At 63.3% G+C, this 18,299-nt stretch carries 15 protein-coding genes, 1 tRNA gene and 2 pseudogenes; 9 read left to right on the top strand and 9 right to left on the bottom strand.

Annotation, left to right across the window (positions count from 1 at the left end; translation table 11 throughout):
• Window positions 1-62 precede the first annotated feature (62 nt).
• Both chpT and A3AI_RS0108435 read right to left on the bottom strand, forming a co-directional pair.
• On the bottom strand, window positions 63-710 hold the full coding sequence (chpT, locus tag A3AI_RS0108440) for a histidine phosphotransferase ChpT (RefSeq protein WP_024515169.1): 648 nt from the start codon (window positions 708-710) through the stop codon (window positions 63-65).
• A 194-nt stretch (window positions 711-904) separates the two neighbouring features.
• Window positions 905-1,432, bottom strand: coding sequence for a YHS domain-containing (seleno)protein (locus A3AI_RS0108435; protein ID WP_024515168.1), 528 nt, complete (start codon window positions 1,430-1,432; stop codon window positions 905-907).
• Between the two features lie 173 nt (window positions 1,433-1,605).
• On the opposite strand from A3AI_RS0108435, the gene A3AI_RS0108430 reads away from it, so the two are divergent.
• From A3AI_RS0108430 to A3AI_RS0108420, 3 genes are all read left to right on the top strand, one after another.
• Entirely contained in the window at window positions 1,606-2,211 is a 606-nt protein-coding gene (locus A3AI_RS0108430) for a DUF1134 domain-containing protein (RefSeq protein ID WP_024515167.1), read from the top strand.
• Between the two features lie 130 nt (window positions 2,212-2,341).
• Window positions 2,342-3,619, top strand: a complete 1,278-nt coding sequence (locus A3AI_RS0108425; RefSeq protein ID WP_024515166.1) for a coiled-coil domain-containing protein — start codon at window positions 2,342-2,344, stop codon at window positions 3,617-3,619.
• A gap of 134 nt (window positions 3,620-3,753) precedes the next feature.
• A tRNA-Val gene (locus A3AI_RS0108420) sits at window positions 3,754-3,828 on the top strand.
• A 227-nt stretch (window positions 3,829-4,055) separates the two neighbouring features.
• On the opposite strand, the gene A3AI_RS0108415 is transcribed toward A3AI_RS0108420, so the two are convergent.
• Entirely contained in the window at window positions 4,056-4,586 is a 531-nt protein-coding gene (locus tag A3AI_RS0108415; protein WP_024515165.1) for a phospholipase effector Tle1 domain-containing protein, read from the bottom strand.
• 264 nt (window positions 4,587-4,850) lie between these two features.
• On the opposite strand from A3AI_RS0108415, the pseudogene A3AI_RS46070 reads away from it, so the two are divergent.
• Window positions 4,851-5,114: pseudogene (locus tag A3AI_RS46070) on the top strand (transposase); the annotation flags it as partial.
• A 4-nt stretch (window positions 5,115-5,118) separates the two neighbouring features.
• Here A3AI_RS46070 and A3AI_RS0108405 read toward each other — a convergent pair.
• The 3 genes and pseudogenes from A3AI_RS0108405 to A3AI_RS0108390 all read right to left on the bottom strand — a co-directional run.
• Window positions 5,119-5,430, bottom strand: a pseudogene (locus A3AI_RS0108405) (chemotaxis protein CheW); the annotation flags it as partial.
• 259 nt (window positions 5,431-5,689) lie between these two features.
• Window positions 5,690-6,070 (bottom strand): flagellar biosynthesis repressor FlbT, encoded by a 381-nt coding sequence (flbT, locus tag A3AI_RS0108395; RefSeq protein ID WP_024515162.1) that lies wholly within the window; start codon window positions 6,068-6,070, stop codon window positions 5,690-5,692.
• Between the two features lie 132 nt (window positions 6,071-6,202).
• Window positions 6,203-7,756: a flagellin N-terminal helical domain-containing protein gene (locus A3AI_RS0108390; protein WP_024515161.1), complete on the bottom strand. Its 1,554-nt coding sequence runs from the start codon at window positions 7,754-7,756 to the stop codon at window positions 6,203-6,205.
• Between the two features lie 774 nt (window positions 7,757-8,530).
• Here A3AI_RS0108390 and A3AI_RS0108385 point away from each other — a divergent pair.
• Both A3AI_RS0108385 and A3AI_RS0108380 read left to right on the top strand, forming a co-directional pair.
• Window positions 8,531-9,247 carry a Crp/Fnr family transcriptional regulator gene (locus tag A3AI_RS0108385; RefSeq protein WP_024515160.1) on the top strand — a complete coding sequence of 239 codons (717 nt, stop codon included), beginning with the start codon at window positions 8,531-8,533 and terminating at the stop codon, window positions 9,245-9,247.
• A 116-nt stretch (window positions 9,248-9,363) separates the two neighbouring features.
• Complete coding sequence (locus A3AI_RS0108380; RefSeq protein ID WP_024515159.1) at window positions 9,364-9,615, top strand: hypothetical protein; 252 nt, start codon at window positions 9,364-9,366, stop codon at window positions 9,613-9,615.
• Window positions 9,616-9,746: 131 nt separating this feature from the next.
• Here A3AI_RS0108380 and A3AI_RS0108375 read toward each other — a convergent pair whose 3' ends face one another.
• Window positions 9,747-10,379 (bottom strand): helix-turn-helix domain-containing protein, encoded by a 633-nt coding sequence (locus A3AI_RS0108375; RefSeq protein WP_024515158.1) that lies wholly within the window; start codon window positions 10,377-10,379, stop codon window positions 9,747-9,749.
• Window positions 10,380-10,750: 371 nt separating this feature from the next.
• On the opposite strand from A3AI_RS0108375, the gene A3AI_RS0108370 reads away from it, so the two are divergent.
• From A3AI_RS0108370 to A3AI_RS0108360, 3 genes are all read left to right on the top strand, one after another.
• Complete coding sequence (locus A3AI_RS0108370; RefSeq protein WP_024515157.1) at window positions 10,751-11,926, top strand: hypothetical protein; 1,176 nt, start codon at window positions 10,751-10,753, stop codon at window positions 11,924-11,926.
• Window positions 11,927-12,197: 271 nt separating this feature from the next.
• Complete coding sequence (locus tag A3AI_RS0108365; RefSeq protein WP_024515156.1) at window positions 12,198-13,529, top strand: MFS transporter; 1,332 nt, start codon at window positions 12,198-12,200, stop codon at window positions 13,527-13,529.
• A gap of 2,147 nt (window positions 13,530-15,676) precedes the next feature.
• A complete protein-coding gene (locus tag A3AI_RS0108360; protein WP_502685738.1) occupies window positions 15,677-16,084 on the top strand; it encodes a hypothetical protein in 408 nt (135 codons plus the stop codon).
• 46 nt (window positions 16,085-16,130) lie between these two features.
• Here A3AI_RS0108360 and A3AI_RS0108355 read toward each other — a convergent pair whose 3' ends face one another.
• The gene (locus A3AI_RS0108355) at window positions 16,131-16,811 is read right to left on the bottom strand and encodes a response regulator (protein WP_024515154.1); all 681 of its coding nucleotides are present in this window, start codon (window positions 16,809-16,811) and stop codon (window positions 16,131-16,133) included.
• Complete coding sequence (locus A3AI_RS0108350; RefSeq protein WP_024515153.1) at window positions 16,808-18,268, bottom strand: sensor histidine kinase; 1,461 nt, start codon at window positions 18,266-18,268, stop codon at window positions 16,808-16,810. The genes A3AI_RS0108355 and A3AI_RS0108350 overlap by 4 nt, the downstream gene beginning before the upstream one ends.
• Window positions 18,269-18,299 lie beyond the last annotated feature (31 nt).

Raw genomic sequence — 18,299 nt, 5'->3', positions numbered from 1 at the left:
CGCAATCATTCTGCGGTGCTCTCTCAACTTTTGATTAACCATACTTTGGGGTAAGCGCCTCGTCAGGACGCGGTCACCACGATCGTCTCGCCTTCGGGCGCGAGCCGGACGCTCAAGCCACAGGCCTGTGCGAGCAGGCGCGTATAATAAGGCTGCACGGCATGCGCATCGGCAGCCGGCGCCTCTGTCGAACTCAAGAGATCGGCGATATTCTGCGGCAGACGGGCATGAAGGCCCGCCGCGGTGACGCGGAACGCCATCGTCTCGCCTTCGCCGATCGGATCGACCGTCAGCGTGCCGCCGCGCGGGATGGTCTGCTGCGCGATCACCAGCATGTTGAGCAGCAGCTTGACGCGATTCTTGGGCAACAGGATCCGCGGCAGATTCCAGCTGATCGAGACCTTGCCGTCCTCGATGTGTCCGCGCGCCATCGCCTGTGCATCGCCGACGTCGATCTGCGCGCCGGCCGAACCCGCCGCCCCGAACGCCAAGCGGCAGAATTGCAGCCGAGCGGAGGCGGTCTTCGCGCTCTTCCGAATCAGCTCCAGCGCGAAATCGCGATCTTCTGGCTTCGGATTGTCGTCGAGAACCTCGAGCCCGTTGACGATGGCGCCGACCGGGCTGATCAGGTCGTGGCACACCCGCGAGCACAAGAGTGCAGCCAATTCGAGCGCGTCGGGAGCGGGACCGGGTGAAGTGGTGCCAGACATTCGATCTTCCCAGAAATTTTCCGAAGAAATCCGCAGGCTGCGGCGAATCACGCGTACCTAAGGGCTTGATACACTGCGCCCGCGCGGCCTGCCAACCCGCCGTGCAGTGGATAGACACATCCTGTCAGGGAACTTGAGGCCGGCCTGAGACGTTCAGGCGGCGGATTTGCGAGCGCCTTTATTATTGTGCGAGATTATTGTGCGAGCCCCTGCTCCAGCGCCGGCCAGCGTGTTCTTGCCTTAGCGAGGAACCCTTGCGGGTCGGCGGCAAAGGCGTCGCGATTGGCCTCGAACCCGAACAGATAGAGCCGCTCGCCCGCGACCACCCAGAACAGGGGATTACCGGCCACGGTCACGCCGCGCGCCACGTCAACGGGATCGTAACCTCCGAATTGCGGCCCATAGACTTCGGGATGGGCGAGAAAGGAGGCGCGGTTTCCCTCATTGTGGAAGCGCCAGACCACCCCATCCTTCCACGCCTCGAACTGGCGCAAGCCGGCGACGGGCGCACCATCGACGAAATAGGCCACGGGATCGAAGCCGTCGATGGCAAGGCCCGAGAAGCGGCTGGTGACTATTCGTTCGGTGGTGGCAGCATGGGCGGCCCAGCCTGGGACAGCCGCTTCCCGAGCAGCATCGAGAGCGAGACTCAACCCCGCCAGCAGCGCGATCGCGGCTATTCGGGGGCGGAGACCGTATCTTTCTTGCCGTTGTGCCGTCATAGTTGGTGCCGATAACGTTGAGTCTCGGGAATTAAGTGGGACTTCCCGGGATTGAGCGACGTGGGGACTTACAGAGACTGACTTTGAGAGACTTGGGACACTAGGTCGTAGGCTAGAGCTTTGCTGTTGGCGTCAGGTTAAGGCCGCGGCCGGTATTCGGATGGGGTAGTTTGATGAATGGGGTTTCGCGCCTTGCCGCCGTGACGCTCGCGGCGCTGACGTGCTGGGTCATGCCCGCCTGCGCGCAGTCGGCACCGCCGCCCGATCTTCCGCCGCCGCAACGCACGCCGGGTCCCAATAACTATGGACCGGACGAGCTGGTCGGCGCCGGCCACCGCTTCTTCGGCAACGTCTCGCGGGGACTGGCTTCGGTGATCGAGCGCGCGGTCAGCCAATGGGGCCTGCCGAATGGCTATGTGTTGGGCGAGGAAGGCTCCGGCGCGTTTGTCGCCGGCCTGAGATATGGCGAAGGCACCCTCTACACCAAGAACGCCGGCGATCTGCGGGTCTACTGGCAAGGGCCCTCGGTCGGCTTCGACTGGGGCGGCGACGGTGCCCGCACCATGACGCTGGTTTACAACCTGCCGGCGACGAGCGCGATCTACCAGCGCTTTGTCGGCATCGACGGCTCGGCCTATATCGTCGGCGGCTTCGGCATGACCGCACTGACTTCGAACGGCATCGTGCTGGTGCCGATCCGTTCCGGCATCGGGCTAAGGCTTGGCGCCAATGTCGGCTATCTCAAATATACGCCGCGGGCGACCTGGAACCCGTTCTGATCGATCGCGCCTGCCGGCCACCGGAAAACTCCGGTGAGATCAACGTTAATGCTGCGACGGGCTGGCGTTTTGCGCCTCGCCCGTGGCATTGTCTTTGGTAAATTTTCTCTTGCACGCTTAAGGAGTCTCCATGATCGAGCCGATCATGTATGGCGCGATCGGTTTCCTGATCTCGATGCTGTTTGGCCTGATGATCGTGCCGCTGGTGCACAATCGCGCGGTGCGGCTGACCACGCGCCGGCTCGAAGCGGCGACGCCGTTGTCAATGGCCGAGATCCAGGCGGACAAGGACCAGCTGCGTGCGGAATTTGCCATGTCGGCGCGGCGGCTGGAGATGAGCGTCGAGCAGCTCAAGAACAAGACCACGAGCCAGCTCGCCGAGCTCGGCAAGAAGACCGATGCCATCAACCGCATGAAGATCGAGCTTGGCGAGAAGAACGCTACGATCTTCGCGTTGGAAGCGCGCGAGAAGGCGGTGAAGGAGCAGCTGCGGGCCACCGAAGAGGAGTTCGCGACCAAGACCGAGGGGCTGCGCCAGGCCGAGAGGGCGCTGACCGACAAGCAAGGCGAGCTTGCAAAGATCAACACCGAGCTGAATGACCGTTCGATGGTCGCCGACAGCCGGCAGGTGGAACTGGTCGCGGTGCGGGCGCAGATCGAGGAGTTGAAGAGCCGCGTCGGCGATGCCGAGAAGGACTTTGCCGCGACGCAAGCCCGCCTGGTGCAGGAGCGCGCCGATTCCGAAGGCGCGACCAGGAACCTCCAGGATGCGCGTGGGCGGGTCGAAAACTTGAACCAGCGCGTCACCGATCTCGACCGCCAGCTGATCGTACAGGTCAAGGAAGCCGAGATGCTGTCGGGCCGCGTCAACGAGCTCGAAGGGCGGCTCGCCGCGCAAGGCAAGCTGCTCGCCGAGCGCGACTATGAGAACGGCCAGCTGCGCAAGGCCAACGAGGTCGCCGAGCGTACGCTCAACGAGATGCGCCAAGAGCTCAGCCGGAACGATTCGGGCAATTGGCCGGCGCTGGAAAAGCTGAAGACGGAAAAGGCCGCGGTCGAGGAACAGCTGCGCCTTGCGCGCGACGAGCGCGCCAAGCTGCAGCGCGACATCAACGCGATCCAGCAGCAGGCCGAGAGCTCCTGGGCGACCGAGCGGATGGAGAATGCGCTGCTGCGCGAGCGCATCAACGACATCGCGGCCGAGGTCGCCAAACTTGCGATGCAGCTGGAGGGCCCGAACTCTCCGATCGAGGCCATGCTGGCCGCCGAGCCTGTGCCAGCCAAGCCCGCCAATGGCGCTGTAGTCGCCAATGGTGCAGCCACGAGCGCCCCGCAAGGCGGCACGCTCGCAGAACGCATCCGCGCACTGCAGGCCCACGCCTCGAGGGCGCGGCAACAGGGGGCATGAGGGCATTAAGGGATTGATTGCCCGGTATTTGCCTTGACACTGACGGGTCCGGCTTCGTAAATCCGGGCTCCGATTGAGGCCGTGTGTTGGTCTTGGCTGGTTTTCCAAGCCATTGGCCGTGCACATAGTTTCCCGGGCGCATAGCTCAGCGGGAGAGCGTTCCCTTCACACGGGAGAGGTCCAAGGTTCGATCCCTTGTGCGCCCACCATAAAGCCTTGCAAAACAATGCTTTAGCGGCGCGGTTCCCTACGGATGTGCCCTCAAAGAACTAGGGCACATCAGGGGCACATTAATCCAGCTCGTGGAAAAAAATGCGCAAATCTCCTGTGCAAGCTGCGGCGATCTCGACGTCAATTAAGTGAGTAGACGCGGGTGATCCCTCGCGACGACGGCAAGGTCATACGTTCACATCAATTCGAGCGTGCAAATTCGGCGTCAGGAAATCCGCGTGCCAGCCGCAACTGCGCGACGCGAGCCGACCTTCAGAATGCCGTCGATGGCGATCAATCCGGCGAGCGCTCTCGCGGTATATGCGCCGCGGCTGAAGCCGAAGATGAAGATTTCGTCGCCGTCGTTGTAGTTCTCGATCAGCCATTCGTAGGCTAAGCGAATGTTGTCATCTAAGCCTTGGCCGAACATGCCGCCAATAACGCCATTGACGCCCACCGAGTAATAGACGAGCTGCGGCCTGTCGTCCTTGCTCTTCGACGCGGTAAGCGCCCGCATCCGCCAGACGTTCGTGTTGCTGTCAACAGAATTCCATGTGCCGTCGAGATATGCCGCGAGGCGCTTCTGCTTCTGATCCGCACCGGCGAAAGTCGGTTGGCTCCCGCTTTCCGCGGGTCGACCGACTATCACGCCGATCCAAACGATGGCCACGATGCCGAGAAAAAGTGCGAACCAGTGAGCGATACGTTCGACAAATCGCAAAATTTCTTCAAGGGCCGGCTCCGGGCTCAAAAACACTGACCGTCATAAGATTTTCGACGACCTTCCGATGGATACTCGGTCCGATGATTTCGATGCACGTCCTGTGTTTGTTTCGTGGGCCCGATTCAGTCGTCCGTGAAGAATTCAGATCGTGCTGAGACATTAGCGGAATTGGTCTTGATATAGTATTTGATTTTGCAGGAAAGCTGGGTGTTGGACCTCGCTTTCTTGCGGTTTGGGATTTTGCTTTTGGGCGATTCGTGATTCCCTGTCGGCAGGTCATCGACATTGGGGAAGGCGATGAGCAAACCGCGGGACGATCGTCAGAAAGACCTGCTGCTTCCGGCCCTGGATCGGATCATCGACATGAGCCATCCGCTGGTGCGGTTGGCTGCGCTGATCGACTGGAATGTCCTGGATGAGCGCTTCAGTTCGGTGTGCCAAGCAGGGTCGGGGCAGCCTGGCCTTCCGACGCGGCTTGTCGCTGGCCTGTTCATTTTGAAGCACATGCACAACCTGTCGGATGAGGTGTTGTGCGCCCGCTGGATCGAGAACCCCTATTACCNAGGACCTCGCCGATCTGGTCGATCAGAAGGCCATAGGATTCGCCGCGCAGATCGACGCCGACCGCCATCGGCGGCTTGCCGTCAGAGGCCTTGGGCAGGCCGAGGCGGGCGCGCATGTCGATCACGGTGACGATGCGGCCGCGCAGGTTGAGAACGCCGGCGATCTCGCTGGAGGCGAGCGGAACGCGCGTCAGCCGCTCCGGCATGAACACGTCCTGGACGCGGGAGATCGGCAGGCCGAACAGCTGGCCGCCGATCACCGCGGTGACGTACTCGGCCATCGCGCCTTCGCTGGTGTGCGTCTTGCTGGTCATCTCGGTCATGTCAGGTCAATCCTTCAGGCCGTCGGGCTGAACTTGTTCATGCCGCCCGGTCCATCTCGTTGTGGGCATGCGCCGTCTGCTCCTTCAGCGCCGCGATCAGGCCGGGGCCAACACCCAAGCGATAGCCGTAACGGCTTGTCTTTCCCGTTAATTTCCTCGTCCGTTCTAATACGGGTGCACAAACGGTAAACCATGCCGCATGATGGCCGCCGCTATCCAGAGCATACTTTGATCGGGGCACCTGCACGCCTCACACCATCGATGGCTCAGGCGCGCGCTTGATCAACTTGCGGATCTCCTTGAGCGCCTTGTACAGCAGGCCCTTCGACACGAGCTCTGCAACGACTGCGATGACGTCGCGACAGTCGGGTATCTCCCGAACCAGTTCGTCAAGCAGGCCGAGACAGGCGGTCCGGTTTGGCTCCGGATCGTTCTTCAGGTACATCGTCTGGACGCAGAGATAGAGCCGCTTCGCCGTCGTGTCGGCGGTCTCGGCGGTGATCGTATCCTGCTCGCGCAGGATCGGCACCTCACCGTCGACGAGGAAGCAGGTGCGGCTGGCGGAATTGATGATCACGCTCTGGCCGATGACGATGCGTTCGAACGGCTTCAGTTCGACCCTTAGCGGCATTGTCGTCGCTCCTCTCTGGGAGACGGCCCGAGCGTAAGTGATTTCGACACGCGGCATTGTAGCCGGTCATGAAACGGGAGAGAGGCGGCGGGGTATCCCCGCCGCCTCGAGGATTTGAGAGCTCAGCCGCTACTAGCGGAGCAGCTGCAGCACGCTGGCCTGCGACTGGTTGGCGAGCGACAGCGCCTGGACCGCGATGGACTGGCGGGTCGACAGCGCCTGGCTGTCGGCCGCGAGTTCATTGGTGTCGGCGAGCGTCAGGTTCGACGAACCGGTCTGCAGCACGTCGATCAGGCTCTTGTTGAAATCCTGACGGACCTGCACGATCGACAGGTTCGAACCGAGCGTCGAAGCTTCCGACCGCAACGTGGTCGAAGCGCTGTTGAGCGCGGTCAGGACCTTGTTCGCCGACGCGTTGTCGAGGAAGTCAGTGCCCGAGGTCAGGTTCGAGAGGCCGAGGCCTGCCGAGTTGTAGGTCACGCCGGTGATGCTCAGCGTTGACTTGCCGGTCTCGTCGAACACGAGCTTCAGGGTGTCACCATTCAGCAGGTTGACGCCGTTGAAGGAGGCATCCTGCGCGGTCGAGTTGATCTGCGACAGCACGTTGTTGTACTGCGCTACCAGACCTGCGCGCTGCGACTGCGACGTTGCGTTAGCAACAGGAGCCGCCGCGGTCAGGCCGTTGAACGCCTGGCTTGCTGCGGTCGCGGTGCCGGTGATCGCGCCGATGGTGGAAGACGCCGCATCGTTCGTGGTCGTGATGTTGATTTGGCCGTTGGTGACCGTGGCCTGCAGGTTGTTCGCCGCCAGCGCCGTGTTGAGCTGGTTCAGCGTCGAGACCTGCCCTGACAGCGTGCCGAAGGTGATCGCGGTCGCCGTGCCGCCGCCGGTGGCAGCGATGCTGAGCGTCTCGCCCTCCAGGCTGTTGCCGGTCGCGGTGAGGCCGAGGTCGCCGAGAACCGCGGCCGAGCCCCCAATGGTCACGCCGGTCGTGCTGGACGTTGGCGCAAACGTGATCTGGCCGCCCGAGATGCTGGAGGTGACGCCAGCCGCGGCATCGACCGTGGACAACAGATGCGCCACGGTATCGCCGATGCCGATCGAGGTGCCGGAGCTGGAGGTGCCGGCCACGAAGCCGAAGGTGACGCCGTTGACGACCAGCGAGTCGGCGGTGGTGAGCCCGGTGGCGAGGTCGTTCGAGCCGGTGCCGGCGGTGCCCGACAGCAGCGTCGAACCGGAGATCGCGGCCGCGTTGCCGCCGGTGGCGTCGTTGTTGACGGCGGTGCCGACGAGCGGGCCGGCGTTGAAGTTCAACAGGTTGGTCGAGGTGGCGCCCGTCAACGTCGTCGAGGTGACGTTGGACTTGGTGTCGTAGCCGACCGGGCTCTGCAGCACCTGGTTGGCGATCGACTTGGCACTGTCGACGAGGCTCTGCAGCGACGTGATGCCGGTGTTGGCAGCCTGCAGCACCTGCACGCCGTTGCCGATGCTGTCGAGCAGGTTGCTGATGTCGCTGGCGCGGTTGTTCAGAGACTGCGCGGTGAAGAAGTTGGTCGGGTTGTCGAGAGCGGAGTTGACCTTGTTGCCGGTGGCGAGGTCATTCTGCGTGGTGGCGAGCAGCGAAGCAGTCGACTGCAGCGAGAGCAGGTTCTGCCGAACCGAGGACGAAAGAACAATACCTGACATGATGTTTCCCTTCTGGATGAACACACAAGTGACGAGCCGCCCCGCACTTCTGCGGGCGGTGTCGGCAGACTGTGCTTTGCTGCCCTACCCATTGGTTAAATCGGGCAGGTCGCGTCAGGCGAAACACCGGCCTCGCGTTGTTAATACTAACTCGGGCTGAATCCATCGCGCCGCATTATCGGCAATGTCGGCACGATCCGGCACGCAGGAGGCGGCTTGCGAGCAGGCTTTGCGCCGATGCATCGCGCATATGAATTGATTCACGATCTTCGTTGGGCGTCCGCTAACCATCGCTTGCGGGCAGGACAAGGCGGAATTAACCATGCGCGCTACGGCAACGCGCATTTCGCCGTCAGCAGCGACACGGCTTCGAGATCATGCGCCTTAAGGCGCGACGGCGACTGCAGTCTGGTGGAGCTGGCGCGACTGCGATGTCATCGTCGTCGCGTCCGTTGCGCGTACGCGACCCCCGCGATGGCAATGCGCTGCCGCCGATGCAGGGAGTCTGGCGCGCGCGGTCGGTGTGCGACGCAATGCCATCCCGAGGGTGGCTCACGCGTTGCAGCAAGCCGAGCAGCCTATCGGGATACGGCAATGAGCGGGTGGGTTTGCACGCTAACGAGCATAAGGGTACGCGCAGCCTGCGTTGCAATTCGGTACAAATTTTTCTTGTCAACGATTGGCCCCGAACGCATGCTGAAATGATATTTGATGTCAATTGTGGCTGGCGATCGCGGAAGGCCTGTTTTGCCCTTTTAAAGGCAGGAGACGGCTTTGGATTCGGTCTCTCGTCCACCAAATGGATTTTTGTCGGCACTGACGACAGATGATTTCGAGCAGATACGCCCGCATCTTCGCACGGTCGATCTGACCCAGGATCTCGTGCTCGTCGAAGTCGGGCAGGTGTTGAAGCGCGCCTACCTGCCACATCGCGGCGTGATCTCGATCGTGGTCGACCTGTCGCGCGGCGAGCATGTCCAGGCCGGGCTGGTCGGCCGCGACAGCGTCTTTGGTGCCTTCGCGACCCTCGGCGATCCGGTTGCGCTGAACCGCGCGGTGGTGGTGGTTCCCGGCGCGGCTTCCACCATCGATCTCGATCGCTTTCGAGCGGCCGCCGACTCCAGCGCGACCTTGCGCACGCTGCTGCTGCGGCATGGTATGACAGTGTTCGCGCAAATTCAGCAGACCGCCGGTTGCAACGCCTCCCACACCGTAGAGGCCCGTCTCGCGCGATGCCTGCTGCAGACTCACGACCTTTCCGGCGCGGGTGAATTGGTGCTGACCCAGGAGGCGCTGGCGCAGATGATCGGCGCACGGCGCAACAGCGTCTCGCTGGTTGCCAACACGCTGCAGCAGGCGGGCTTCATCAATTACAGCCGGGGACATATCCGCATCACCAATCTCGAGGGGCTGCGCAAGACGGCCTGCGAGTGCTATGCGACGGTGAGGCGACATCACGAGCGTCTTCTCAATCCGCCCGTGCCGCCCTGAACATTGCTCTCGCAGCGCGAGCGTGCAAAGGCTCCAACCGTGTTTCTACGGCGTTCGATCTTCATATCCGGCTAAGGATGAAAGGAGATAGTTCACCGCGAGCACAGGAGAGCCTCATGTTCACATTCGAGACCGCCGACGAGAAGGAAGTTCGGCGTTTCCGTATGGCGCAATTCAACGGCAGAACAGCCGCCATCAAATCCGGCAGCGAGACGATCATCGGCCATGTCCGTTCAGTGCAGGAGCAGGACGCGGCGGCGCCGCCGCGCTGGACCATCACCATCGTCCCGGGCCCTGCCAAGCCGGCAGCTCGGCCGCCGCGGCCCGCCGCGCCGCGGCTGCATTCGATGATCGAGGATCTCTGCTGAGAGGTGCCAGGCCGGCGCAAGCCGCGCGCGCTCGATTGCCGCGAGCGCAAATGTCAGGGCGTCGCTGTCGCGCGCCCATTTCCCCGGCACGCTACCGTGAAGCTTTAACCGGCTCGACGCGACCCATGGCTTCAGTCGAGCCGCTCGTCGATTCGCAGCAACAGCGCGGTGCGGACGAGCTCGGCGGTGTTGCGCGCGCCGAGCTTGCGCATGGCCTCGGCGCGATGGCTTTCGAAGGTGCGGGGGCTGATGCGCATGCGCAGCGCGCCCTGCTTGTTGGAATGGCCCTCGCTGATGAGCTGCAGTACCTCGCGCTCCCGCTTGGTCAGGGGACGCTGGCCGCCTGCGGCTGCAATCGTGGCGCGCGGCGCTCGTCCGGAATCGCCTGTCCGTCCGCTGCGCCCTTCATCCTCACGCCTTGCACCCGTCATCAGCGCCGGCTCGTCGGCAACGGCGATCTGCTTGACCAGGGCGCACACCCGCTCGGTCTGCTGCAGGGCATTGTCGACGATCTTCTGCAGATACGCCCGGTCCTCCGCGCTTGGCGAGAGTTGGCGGCTGTGCTGCTTGATTTCGCCCATATAAAGCAGCAGTGCGGTCAGCGGCCCGTTGAGCTCGCGCGCGACGGCGACCGTCGCCTCATCCGTGGGGCGCGGGCGCGCAACCCAGTGCCGGACGGCTTCGAACTCGCCGAGCGGCGCGTCGATATCGACCTGCTCGGCAACGCCGATTTCACTGATGCTGCGGCTTTCCTGCTGTGACATATCGGTTGTTTAACGGATGCAATGCGGTTCTGCGGTTAATAATTTGCACCGTAAGACTACGGTAATCTTGGGCCAAAACGGCACAGAAATCGCTGATCCACACTTATTGCGAGTAAAATAATCGCGTAATTTCCGTGTAGGTTGCAGCGTACTGGACAAATCGGCTTCGGCAGCACCTGCGATGCCGCAACGTGCCGCAACCGCAGCTGGCGATTCGGTCCTGTTGCCCGCCGTAAGGCGTCTGACCACCTTACCACTTAATTAACGATAGCTTGCTTTGCTTGGGTTCCCGGTTCCGAGCGCGCAAATGCCTCTCGCCACCCGATACACCGGATGAAAGACTCCGGAACAGTTGCGGAACACTGCGTGCCATGCTGCCAGCCGACCGGATCGCAGATTACCTCAAGCGGCTGACGCCGCAGGCGCGCAGCAATCTGCTCAACGAGCTCGAGCGGCTTCAGCTTTGCGGCGCCGACGTACCGGGTAACGGCGCCCTGCTCGAGAGCCTGCGCGCGGAATTCCGCAAGGACGGCCAGACCCACAACCGGATGGGCAACCCGTCGCGCTATTTCTTCGCCCCGCTCGAGCCGTTTCTGATGGACGGCGATCCGGACTATCCCAATCCGGGGCGCATCTCGCGCGGCTCGCTTTCACCGATCTGGGACTGGATCAGCCGCGACCTCCTGCCGACCATGGCGCGCGACTATGCCGAGCAGATGAGGAGCCTGATCGCGAGCGACAAGAAGAGCGAGGCGCAACGGGCGGCGAGCACATTCCAGACCAAGGTGATCAAGTCGCTGGAAAACACCTTCGCCTCGGCTGACGCGACCGAGCAGGCCCGCGCCAAGCTCGCCACCTATACCGCCTCGCGCGCCGTGTTCGGCGACCTTGGCAAGATGGTGAGCGTGCTGCGCGCGCGCGAGGCGCTGGCAAGGCTTGCGAGCGAGCTGCCGGAGAAGATCTCGAAATTCGACGACGGCAAAGTTGCCAGCGTCAGGGAGCTAATCGACGCCTTCGTCAAGACTGGCAAGGAGGGCGACAGGGAGGCGGTGCCGTTTGCCCTGACGCTGGTCGCCAACCGCCTCAAGACGCCATGGCAGCTGATCCGCTTCGCCACCAAGGCAGCCGCCAGCAAGGCTGCATCCGATGTCGCGGCAACTCCTTATGCGGTTGCGGTCACCATGGTGCTGGACCTCATCGAGGATAAGAAACTCGCCTTGCACTTCGCGCTCAGGAACAATCGCGTGCTGGTCGCCAGGGAGCTGCTGGTCAGCATCTACGATACGGAATATGCGCTGCAAGTTCGCATCGACAATCTCGAGCCATCCGATTGGGGCGTCAGGCTGCATCGGCTGATGGAGGCGATCGCCGCACTGGTCGAAGCCGAGGTCAGCCGGTTTCCGGGCGAAGTCGGCCACGTGCTGGGATCGAGCAGCCTGCGCAGCCACCAATCGTTCTCGGGACGGCTGACTCATCTTGCCTGGAAAGGGCGTGACGCCATGCACGAAGGCGCAGCGTTCTTCAAAGGGTTGATGGGCCAGAGCTAGATCCTGGCGTCTGCTGGACGCGCAGGAAGCGCTCGAGGAAGCGTCCCGACAGGACGATCCTGAACCACCAAGACAACATCCGCCGCATATTCATTCGATCGCGCCTTCGCGTTCTGCGAGCCCGGCCTCACCCCTATATAGCGCAGATGCAGCATGACCAGTGTGAGATGCTTCACACTTGGGCGAAAGGAAGGAACCTAACGGCAGGTGATGCGTTGAGCGCCAATTATACCCACTTAGTCATTGCTCGGGGGCGACAGGGAGAAGCCCCATGAACATATCGCACGCCGACCCCACGCCCCTCTCCTCGTCGGAGCATCAGGTGCAATTGCGCCGCGCGGTGATCGCTTCCACGATCGGAACCGCGATCGAATGGTACGACTTCTTTCTCTATTCCACCGTCACCGGCCTCGTCTTCGCGAAACTGTTTTTCCCGCATTCCGACCCCTGGGTCGGCACGCTGGAGGCGTTCGCCATCTACGCCGTCGGCTTCATTGCGCGCCCGGTGGGGGCTGCCATCTTTGGCCATTACGGCGACCGCATTGGACGCAAGTCAACGCTGATCGCGACCCTGCTCTTGATGGGCCTTGCGACTTTCGCAGTAGCATTGGTGCCGACCTATCAGAGCGTCGGCATCTGGGGCGCTGTCATTCTCACCGTCCTGCGCTTCGTCCAGGGCATCGGTGTCGGCGGCGAATGGGGCGGCTCGGTGCTGATGTCGATGGAGTGGGCGCGCAACGACCGGACGCGCGGGCTGATCGCCTCGTGGCCGCAATTCGGCGTGCCCTGCGGATTGTTCCTCTCCAATCTCGCCGTGCTCGCCTTCAGCCAGATGTCGGGTGAACAGTTTCTGGCCTGGGGCTGGCGCATCCCCTTTGCGCTCAGCCTGATCCTGGTCGGCGTCGGTCTCTACATCCGGCTCGGCATCATGGAGACGCCGGTTTTCACGCGGCTGATCGCCGAGCAGAAGATTGAGCGCACGCCGATGCTCCAGGTGCTCATTGAGCATCCCAAGGAGATCCTGTGTTCGGCCTTCGCGCGCATGGCCGAGCAGGCACCTTTCTACATCTTTACCGCGTTCATCTTTTCCTACGGCACACAGAGCCTGCACGTCTCGCGCGACTTCCTGCTCACCGCGGTTCTGACGGCTTCCGTGCTGTCCTTTGTGTCGATCCCCTTTTTCGGGCATCTGTCGGACCAGATCGGCCGCAAGAACATGTACATGATCGGCGCGGTGGTCACGGGCGTGTTCGGCTTCATCTATTTCGGCATGCTCAACACCGGATCAGCCGTGGTGATCTTCGTGGCGATCATCCTGTCGCTGGTGCCGCATGACATGATGTACGGACCGCAGGCGGCACTGATCGCCGAGAGCTTCACCGGCCGGCTGCGCTACAGCGGCGCCTCGCTCGGCTATCAGCTCGCTTCGGTGATCGCGGGCGGCCCCGCGCCGCTGATCGCGACATGGCTGTACGGGACCTATAAATCCGCCACGGCCATCGCGATCTATATCGCCGTCTGTGCGGTGATCAGCCTGATCGCCACCGCCTTGATGACCGACTACACCGGCCGGGACATTTCCGGCGAATACAAGATGCAGTGAATCACAAGCCTAGTTTAGGCGCGTCCGCCGATATGGCGATGCGTAGCGCCTGCAGTTCGCCGCGGTACCGGCGGCGAACTGCAGGCGCTCACTCGTCGAGATTACGTCCCGGGCCGCGGCTGGTCCAATATTTCTCTCACGAGTTGCTGAGCTCTGGCGTAGGTAGTTAACGTTGTCAACGCGGCCGCGATGCTATCCCGTGAATGACCTAAATCATGCTGTTGCCTAACCCACTGCACGCCTGTTGGTGTCAGGACCGTTCCCTCGCTCGGCGAAACAGCATTCTGCGGAGGATTTCGAGGAATTGCTCGCCGTTCCGCATACCGCGCCATATCATAGGCACTAGCTTGCCCAGCGCCAAGCCTATCCTCGCGCGCCCTTTTTTCCCTATATTCGGTGTTTGCCGCTGTTAACTGTGCCGGGAGGGCTTTTTTGGATGCGGCTCTGTTCGCATAAAAGGCTCGTGCCGCCTCGGGATCGATGGGTGTCTTGCCCGAGTTATTCAGACTGCTCAGTTCTTCTTCGAACCGCGCCATAGTCCTTGGCGCCAGCTTGCCAATCTTCTTGGACTGAGCAAAGGTTTGAACGCGCGCTGTCGCCGCTTCCAACGATCCCTGACGGTCTGGAGGAATCTCGGGCTGCTGCGACGGCGGCTCTCCGCTTCCTGATGGCGGGGCAGCGCTTTGGGGCCGATTGCCGATAGCGGAGGTGCCAGAGCGGGACGCGGCAGGGCGATTGCTCGGCCCCGCTTCGGGAAGCGCCGAGGGCGGGAGCTCTGACGACCGCCGCCCATAAGCGGTGTCCAGCGAAGCGAGTCTCGCCTGCTCCATTCCCGGCCACCCGTCAGAAGGCATAAGCTGTAACGACGGGTGAAGCGGGGCATGGCCACTTGCTGAGGCTGGCGCCTGCAGGATGGGTCCGGGTTCGCGTGCCTTTCCCTTGTCCCGCGCCGGTGCGCCGCCGCCTTTATCCGCTGCCGCTGCGCCAGCAGACTCTGGAGCGTTGGGCGCTCGGGTGCGGCGATTCATCGGACCAGAAAGCCCTCCCCGAAATGCGCTCTGCATGGAACCCGGCACGGGATCATTAGCTCGCCTTGCGACCCTCGGCCTCGGCGGTCCCGGTGGCTCATTGGCAGCAGACCGCTTTGCCCCATGTGTTCCACCCGCTGATGACGCTGCACTGCTCGATGTGGCGCCTGGACCGCCGGCGGACCCTGGGGGATGCCCGCTCAGAGGAGCGCGAGCGTCTCCGCGAAAGTCGCCTCCCGGCGACATCATTGGGAGATGTGGGCGTTCGCGAACGACGGGAGACCGCGGGTCGTGTGGCGACAGTGACAACCCAGGCGTTGGCGATGCCCGGGTCGACAGATTGGGCCCGCCAGCGTCGAACACTAGTGAGCCTCCTAAATTGAAGGGCGATTGCGGGGCATGGAGGGGCGAGAGCGGGCCATGGAGGGGCGAGAGCGGGCCATGGAGGGGCGAGAGCGGGCCATGGAGGGGCGAGAGCGGGCCATGGAGGGGCGAGAGCGAGGCATGGAGGGGCGAGGGCGGACCGTCACCGAAATTGATCAAGTCTCGCTCCGCCCGATACATACGGTCATAATCCGGGCCGATCGTGCCCTGCTGGGGCGTACGCGGATCCCGATCGCCTCGTCCCGGGGAGCTGGTAATGCCAAGCTGAGTAGCAAACGCATCACCAGTCGGATCCGAGGACAGATGCGGTTCCTCATGCGGGACCGACGAGTCTCGAAAAGGGGGGATCGACGACATGTGTGTTGCTCTCGGTTGTGTTGCTCTCGGTGTCACGAACGGTATCGTCCGCGTTTCGCAGTCCCAGCGCAACGATTTTTCGGCTACGCCTGAAACAGCGGCCGCCATCGGTAGCACCAACTCCGCGGTCGTGATTCACGGTGATCGACTGCAGGTCCTAACATTCGGCCGCCGCCATCGCGATCTATATCGCCGTCTGTGCGGTGATCAGCCTGATCGCCACCGCCTTGATGACCGACTACACCGGCCGGGACATTTCCGGCGAATACAAGATGCAGTGATCACTGCTTGAGAGCGGATCGCCTCGTCGCCGATCGCCCGCTACAATTCTTGCTCACGACATCGAAGATCAACAAGCGGGAGACTGCGATGAGGCGGATGCGGGTGGCAGTGACGGCGCTGGCGATCATGATCTCGGCGGCGACGTGCAATGCGGCGACGGTCGCGCAGACGGCACCGAGCGACAACGCGGCACCGACCCCTGACAATGCCGTCATGATCACCATCTTCCTCAAGCACGACCAGTCGCGCCCGCTAGGCGAGCTCAATGCGCAGCTCGAGAAGCAGGGCTTCTACAAGGCTTTTCCGCCACCCGGCGTCGAGGTCGTGAGCTGGTATGTGATGATGGGGATCGGCCAGGTCGTGACATTGCGGCTGCCGGCCTCGCGCCTGCGCGAGGTCAACCGCATCTTCGAGACCTCCGCCTGGGGCGCCTATCACACGGAGTTCTATCCCACCTACGACTACAAGGCAGTTGGCATCGCCAACCATGAGAAGGCACAGTGAGCGGGCGCCAGCGCCGCATCTTGCTCAGCAACAGCCGGCGCCGGCATCACGTGGCGGTCCCGCCCGCGGTCTCGCCGAGATCGGTCTGCGTCAAGATGCCCTGCCGCAGCGCGAGTCGAACCAGCTCGATATCCGAGCTCACGCCGAGCTTGTCCTTGATCAGGGAATGTAAATTGGCAACCGTCTTCGGGCTGATGTGCAGCGCCTCGGCGATCTCCTGCGTGGTGCGCTCGGCAAGCAGCATCTGCAGGACTTCAAACTCGCGCGCGCTCAGGACATCGGCGGCGACGGTCTCGCCGGCAAGCCTTCCAAGCGCGAGCTGATGATCGATATCGGGGCTGACGGCGATCTGGCCGGCCAGCACATCCTTCACCGCGCGCACCAATGTTTCGGGCGGGCTGGTCTTGGTGACAAAGCCTCTCGCGCCGGCGCGGATCGCCTGCACGGCAAAGCCCGCGTTCTGATGCATGGTGAACACGAGGATCCGGGCGTCGCGGTCCCATTGCCGGATGCGCCTGATGGCTTCGATGCCGCCGACGCCCGGCATGGCGAGATCCATGATCACGACATCCGGCCGCACCTCCTTGAACAGGCGATAGGCCTCGGCGCCATCGGAAGCTTCCGCAATCACCTTCAGGCCCGCCTGCTTCTGCAGCACGCTTCGATAGCCCTCGCGGACCACGGCGTGATCGTCGACCAGCATGATGGTGCCGCCGGCCATCTTCATGCCGCGCACTCCGGCTCGGGAATGATTTGCTCGACAGGGCTCTCCGCAGCGCGCAGAGCCTCCGTCCCGGCGACGGGAATGACAACGCGCAAGACCGCGCCCAGTCCCGGGCGGGCGTTGAAGGTCAGCTCGCCCCCAAGACTCGCGACGCGCTCGCGCATGCCGAGCAGGCCCATGCCCGACTTGACCGCGCGCTCGCTGGCGCGGCCGTCATCCTCGACAATGAGCTCGATCCGCTTTTCGACCTTCGTCTCCTTGCCGTGGCCATCGGGCGCGTCGCGCAGCGCAAGGCGCAAGCTGACCGCTGTCGCCTCCGCATGCTTGGCCGCGTTGGTGATAGCCTCCTGCGCGACGCGATAGAGGTTGTCGCCGATCGCCGCCGGCAGGCTATCGACATCGCCCGTGAGTTTTAGCTCAAAGCGCGGCTGGCCGCGGCTGCGCCCATTCCATCCGGCGACCAGCCCATCAAGGCTCGCGGCAAGACCAAGCTCCTCGACATCGGGCGGGCGCAGGCGGAACAGCGCACCGCGCAACGTCTCCATCATGCCGGTCGCGGTGCGCGCGATGCCGTCGCATTCGACCAGGATTGCCGGGCAATCCTGGGCGGCCGTCTGGCGGGCCGAGGCCGCAAGCGCGCGGATCGCGGCGAGCGACTGCCCGAACTCGTCATGCAGCTCGCGCGCGAGATGCCGCCGCTCCTCGTCCTGCAGCGCGATCAGCCGGCGCGTCAGCTCGTTGCGCTCGGCAAGCGCCGACGCGAGGTTTTCCGCGAGCTGGTTGAACACGTCGCGGAGCGCCGACAGCTCGGCGAGATCGAACGGCGGCAGCCGCGCAGCCAGATCGCCGCCAGCGATGCGCTCGAGGCCGTTCCTGATCAACCGCGTCGGCCGCAGCGCCCGCGCCAGTGCCGCATAGACCAGCGCGCAGAGCAGCGGCAGCGCGACCAGGAGCGCCGCCATCAACCGTCCCGCCTCATGCCAGGCCTCTGCCGTCAGCACATTCGGATCGACCCAGACCACGGCGTCGCCGATCTTGGTGTTGTCCGGTGCAAGCACCGGCCGCACCGCTTCGCGGCCGGGGTCGAACAGTGTGCGATAGAATGCCGCAAACAGCCAGGGCGGATCGCTTTGTCCGCTGGGCGGGCCAACGCAGGCGCGCTGACTGCTGTCGCCGTCATTGCCGCGATAGGCGATGCACAGACCAGGCGTCATGAGATAGCTCGTGACCAGGTCGAGATCTGGAAAGTTGGGACGGCTGCGACTTGCCCACAGCGCCCGGCTCTGCTGCAGAGCCAGCGTCTTCGCCGTGATCTCGGCGATGCCGTTGATCCTGGCGTGCACGGCTCTGTCAGCATCGAGCAGGAAATAGGCTGAGATCGCAGCGAAGCAGAGCGCCGACACCGCAGCCACCCGCAGCGTCAGGCGGTATTTGAGATCACTCCCGGCAAACGTCCACATCAGCGGTTGCCTTTTCCCGATGCCTTGCGCC

The sequence above is a fragment of the Bradyrhizobium sp. Tv2a-2 genome (genome assembly GCF_000472425.1).
Taxonomy (GTDB): domain Bacteria; phylum Pseudomonadota; class Alphaproteobacteria; order Rhizobiales; family Xanthobacteraceae; genus Bradyrhizobium.
This window is presented reverse-complemented; position numbering and strand designations above follow the sequence as displayed.

Coding starts and splice junctions, on each gene's coding strand:
- A3AI_RS0108375 (WP_024515158.1), bottom strand. CDS start 10,379: ATGTCACAGCAGGAAAGCCGCAGCATCAGTGAAATCGGCGTTGCCGAG.
- chpT (WP_024515169.1), bottom strand. CDS start 710: ATGTCTGGCACCACTTCACCCGGTCCCGCTCCCGACGCGCTCGAATTG.
- A3AI_RS0108360 (WP_502685738.1), top strand. CDS start 15,677: ATGCGGGTGGCAGTGACGGCGCTGGCGATCATGATCTCGGCGGCGACG.
- A3AI_RS0108365 (WP_024515156.1), top strand. CDS start 12,198: ATGAACATATCGCACGCCGACCCCACGCCCCTCTCCTCGTCGGAGCAT.
- A3AI_RS0108390 (WP_024515161.1), bottom strand. CDS start 7,756: ATGTCAGGTATTGTTCTTTCGTCCTCGGTTCGGCAGAACCTGCTCTCG.
- flbT (WP_024515162.1), bottom strand. CDS start 6,070: ATGCCGCTAAGGGTCGAACTGAAGCCGTTCGAACGCATCGTCATCGGC.
- A3AI_RS0108355 (WP_024515154.1), bottom strand. CDS start 16,811: ATGAAGATGGCCGGCGGCACCATCATGCTGGTCGACGATCACGCCGTG.
- A3AI_RS0108350 (WP_024515153.1), bottom strand. CDS start 18,268: ATGTGGACGTTTGCCGGGAGTGATCTCAAATACCGCCTGACGCTGCGG.
- A3AI_RS0108370 (WP_024515157.1), top strand. CDS start 10,751: ATGCTGCCAGCCGACCGGATCGCAGATTACCTCAAGCGGCTGACGCCG.
- A3AI_RS0108435 (WP_024515168.1), bottom strand. CDS start 1,432: ATGACGGCACAACGGCAAGAAAGATACGGTCTCCGCCCCCGAATAGCC.
- A3AI_RS0108430 (WP_024515167.1), top strand. CDS start 1,606: ATGAATGGGGTTTCGCGCCTTGCCGCCGTGACGCTCGCGGCGCTGACG.
- A3AI_RS0108425 (WP_024515166.1), top strand. CDS start 2,342: ATGATCGAGCCGATCATGTATGGCGCGATCGGTTTCCTGATCTCGATG.
- A3AI_RS0108380 (WP_024515159.1), top strand. CDS start 9,364: ATGTTCACATTCGAGACCGCCGACGAGAAGGAAGTTCGGCGTTTCCGT.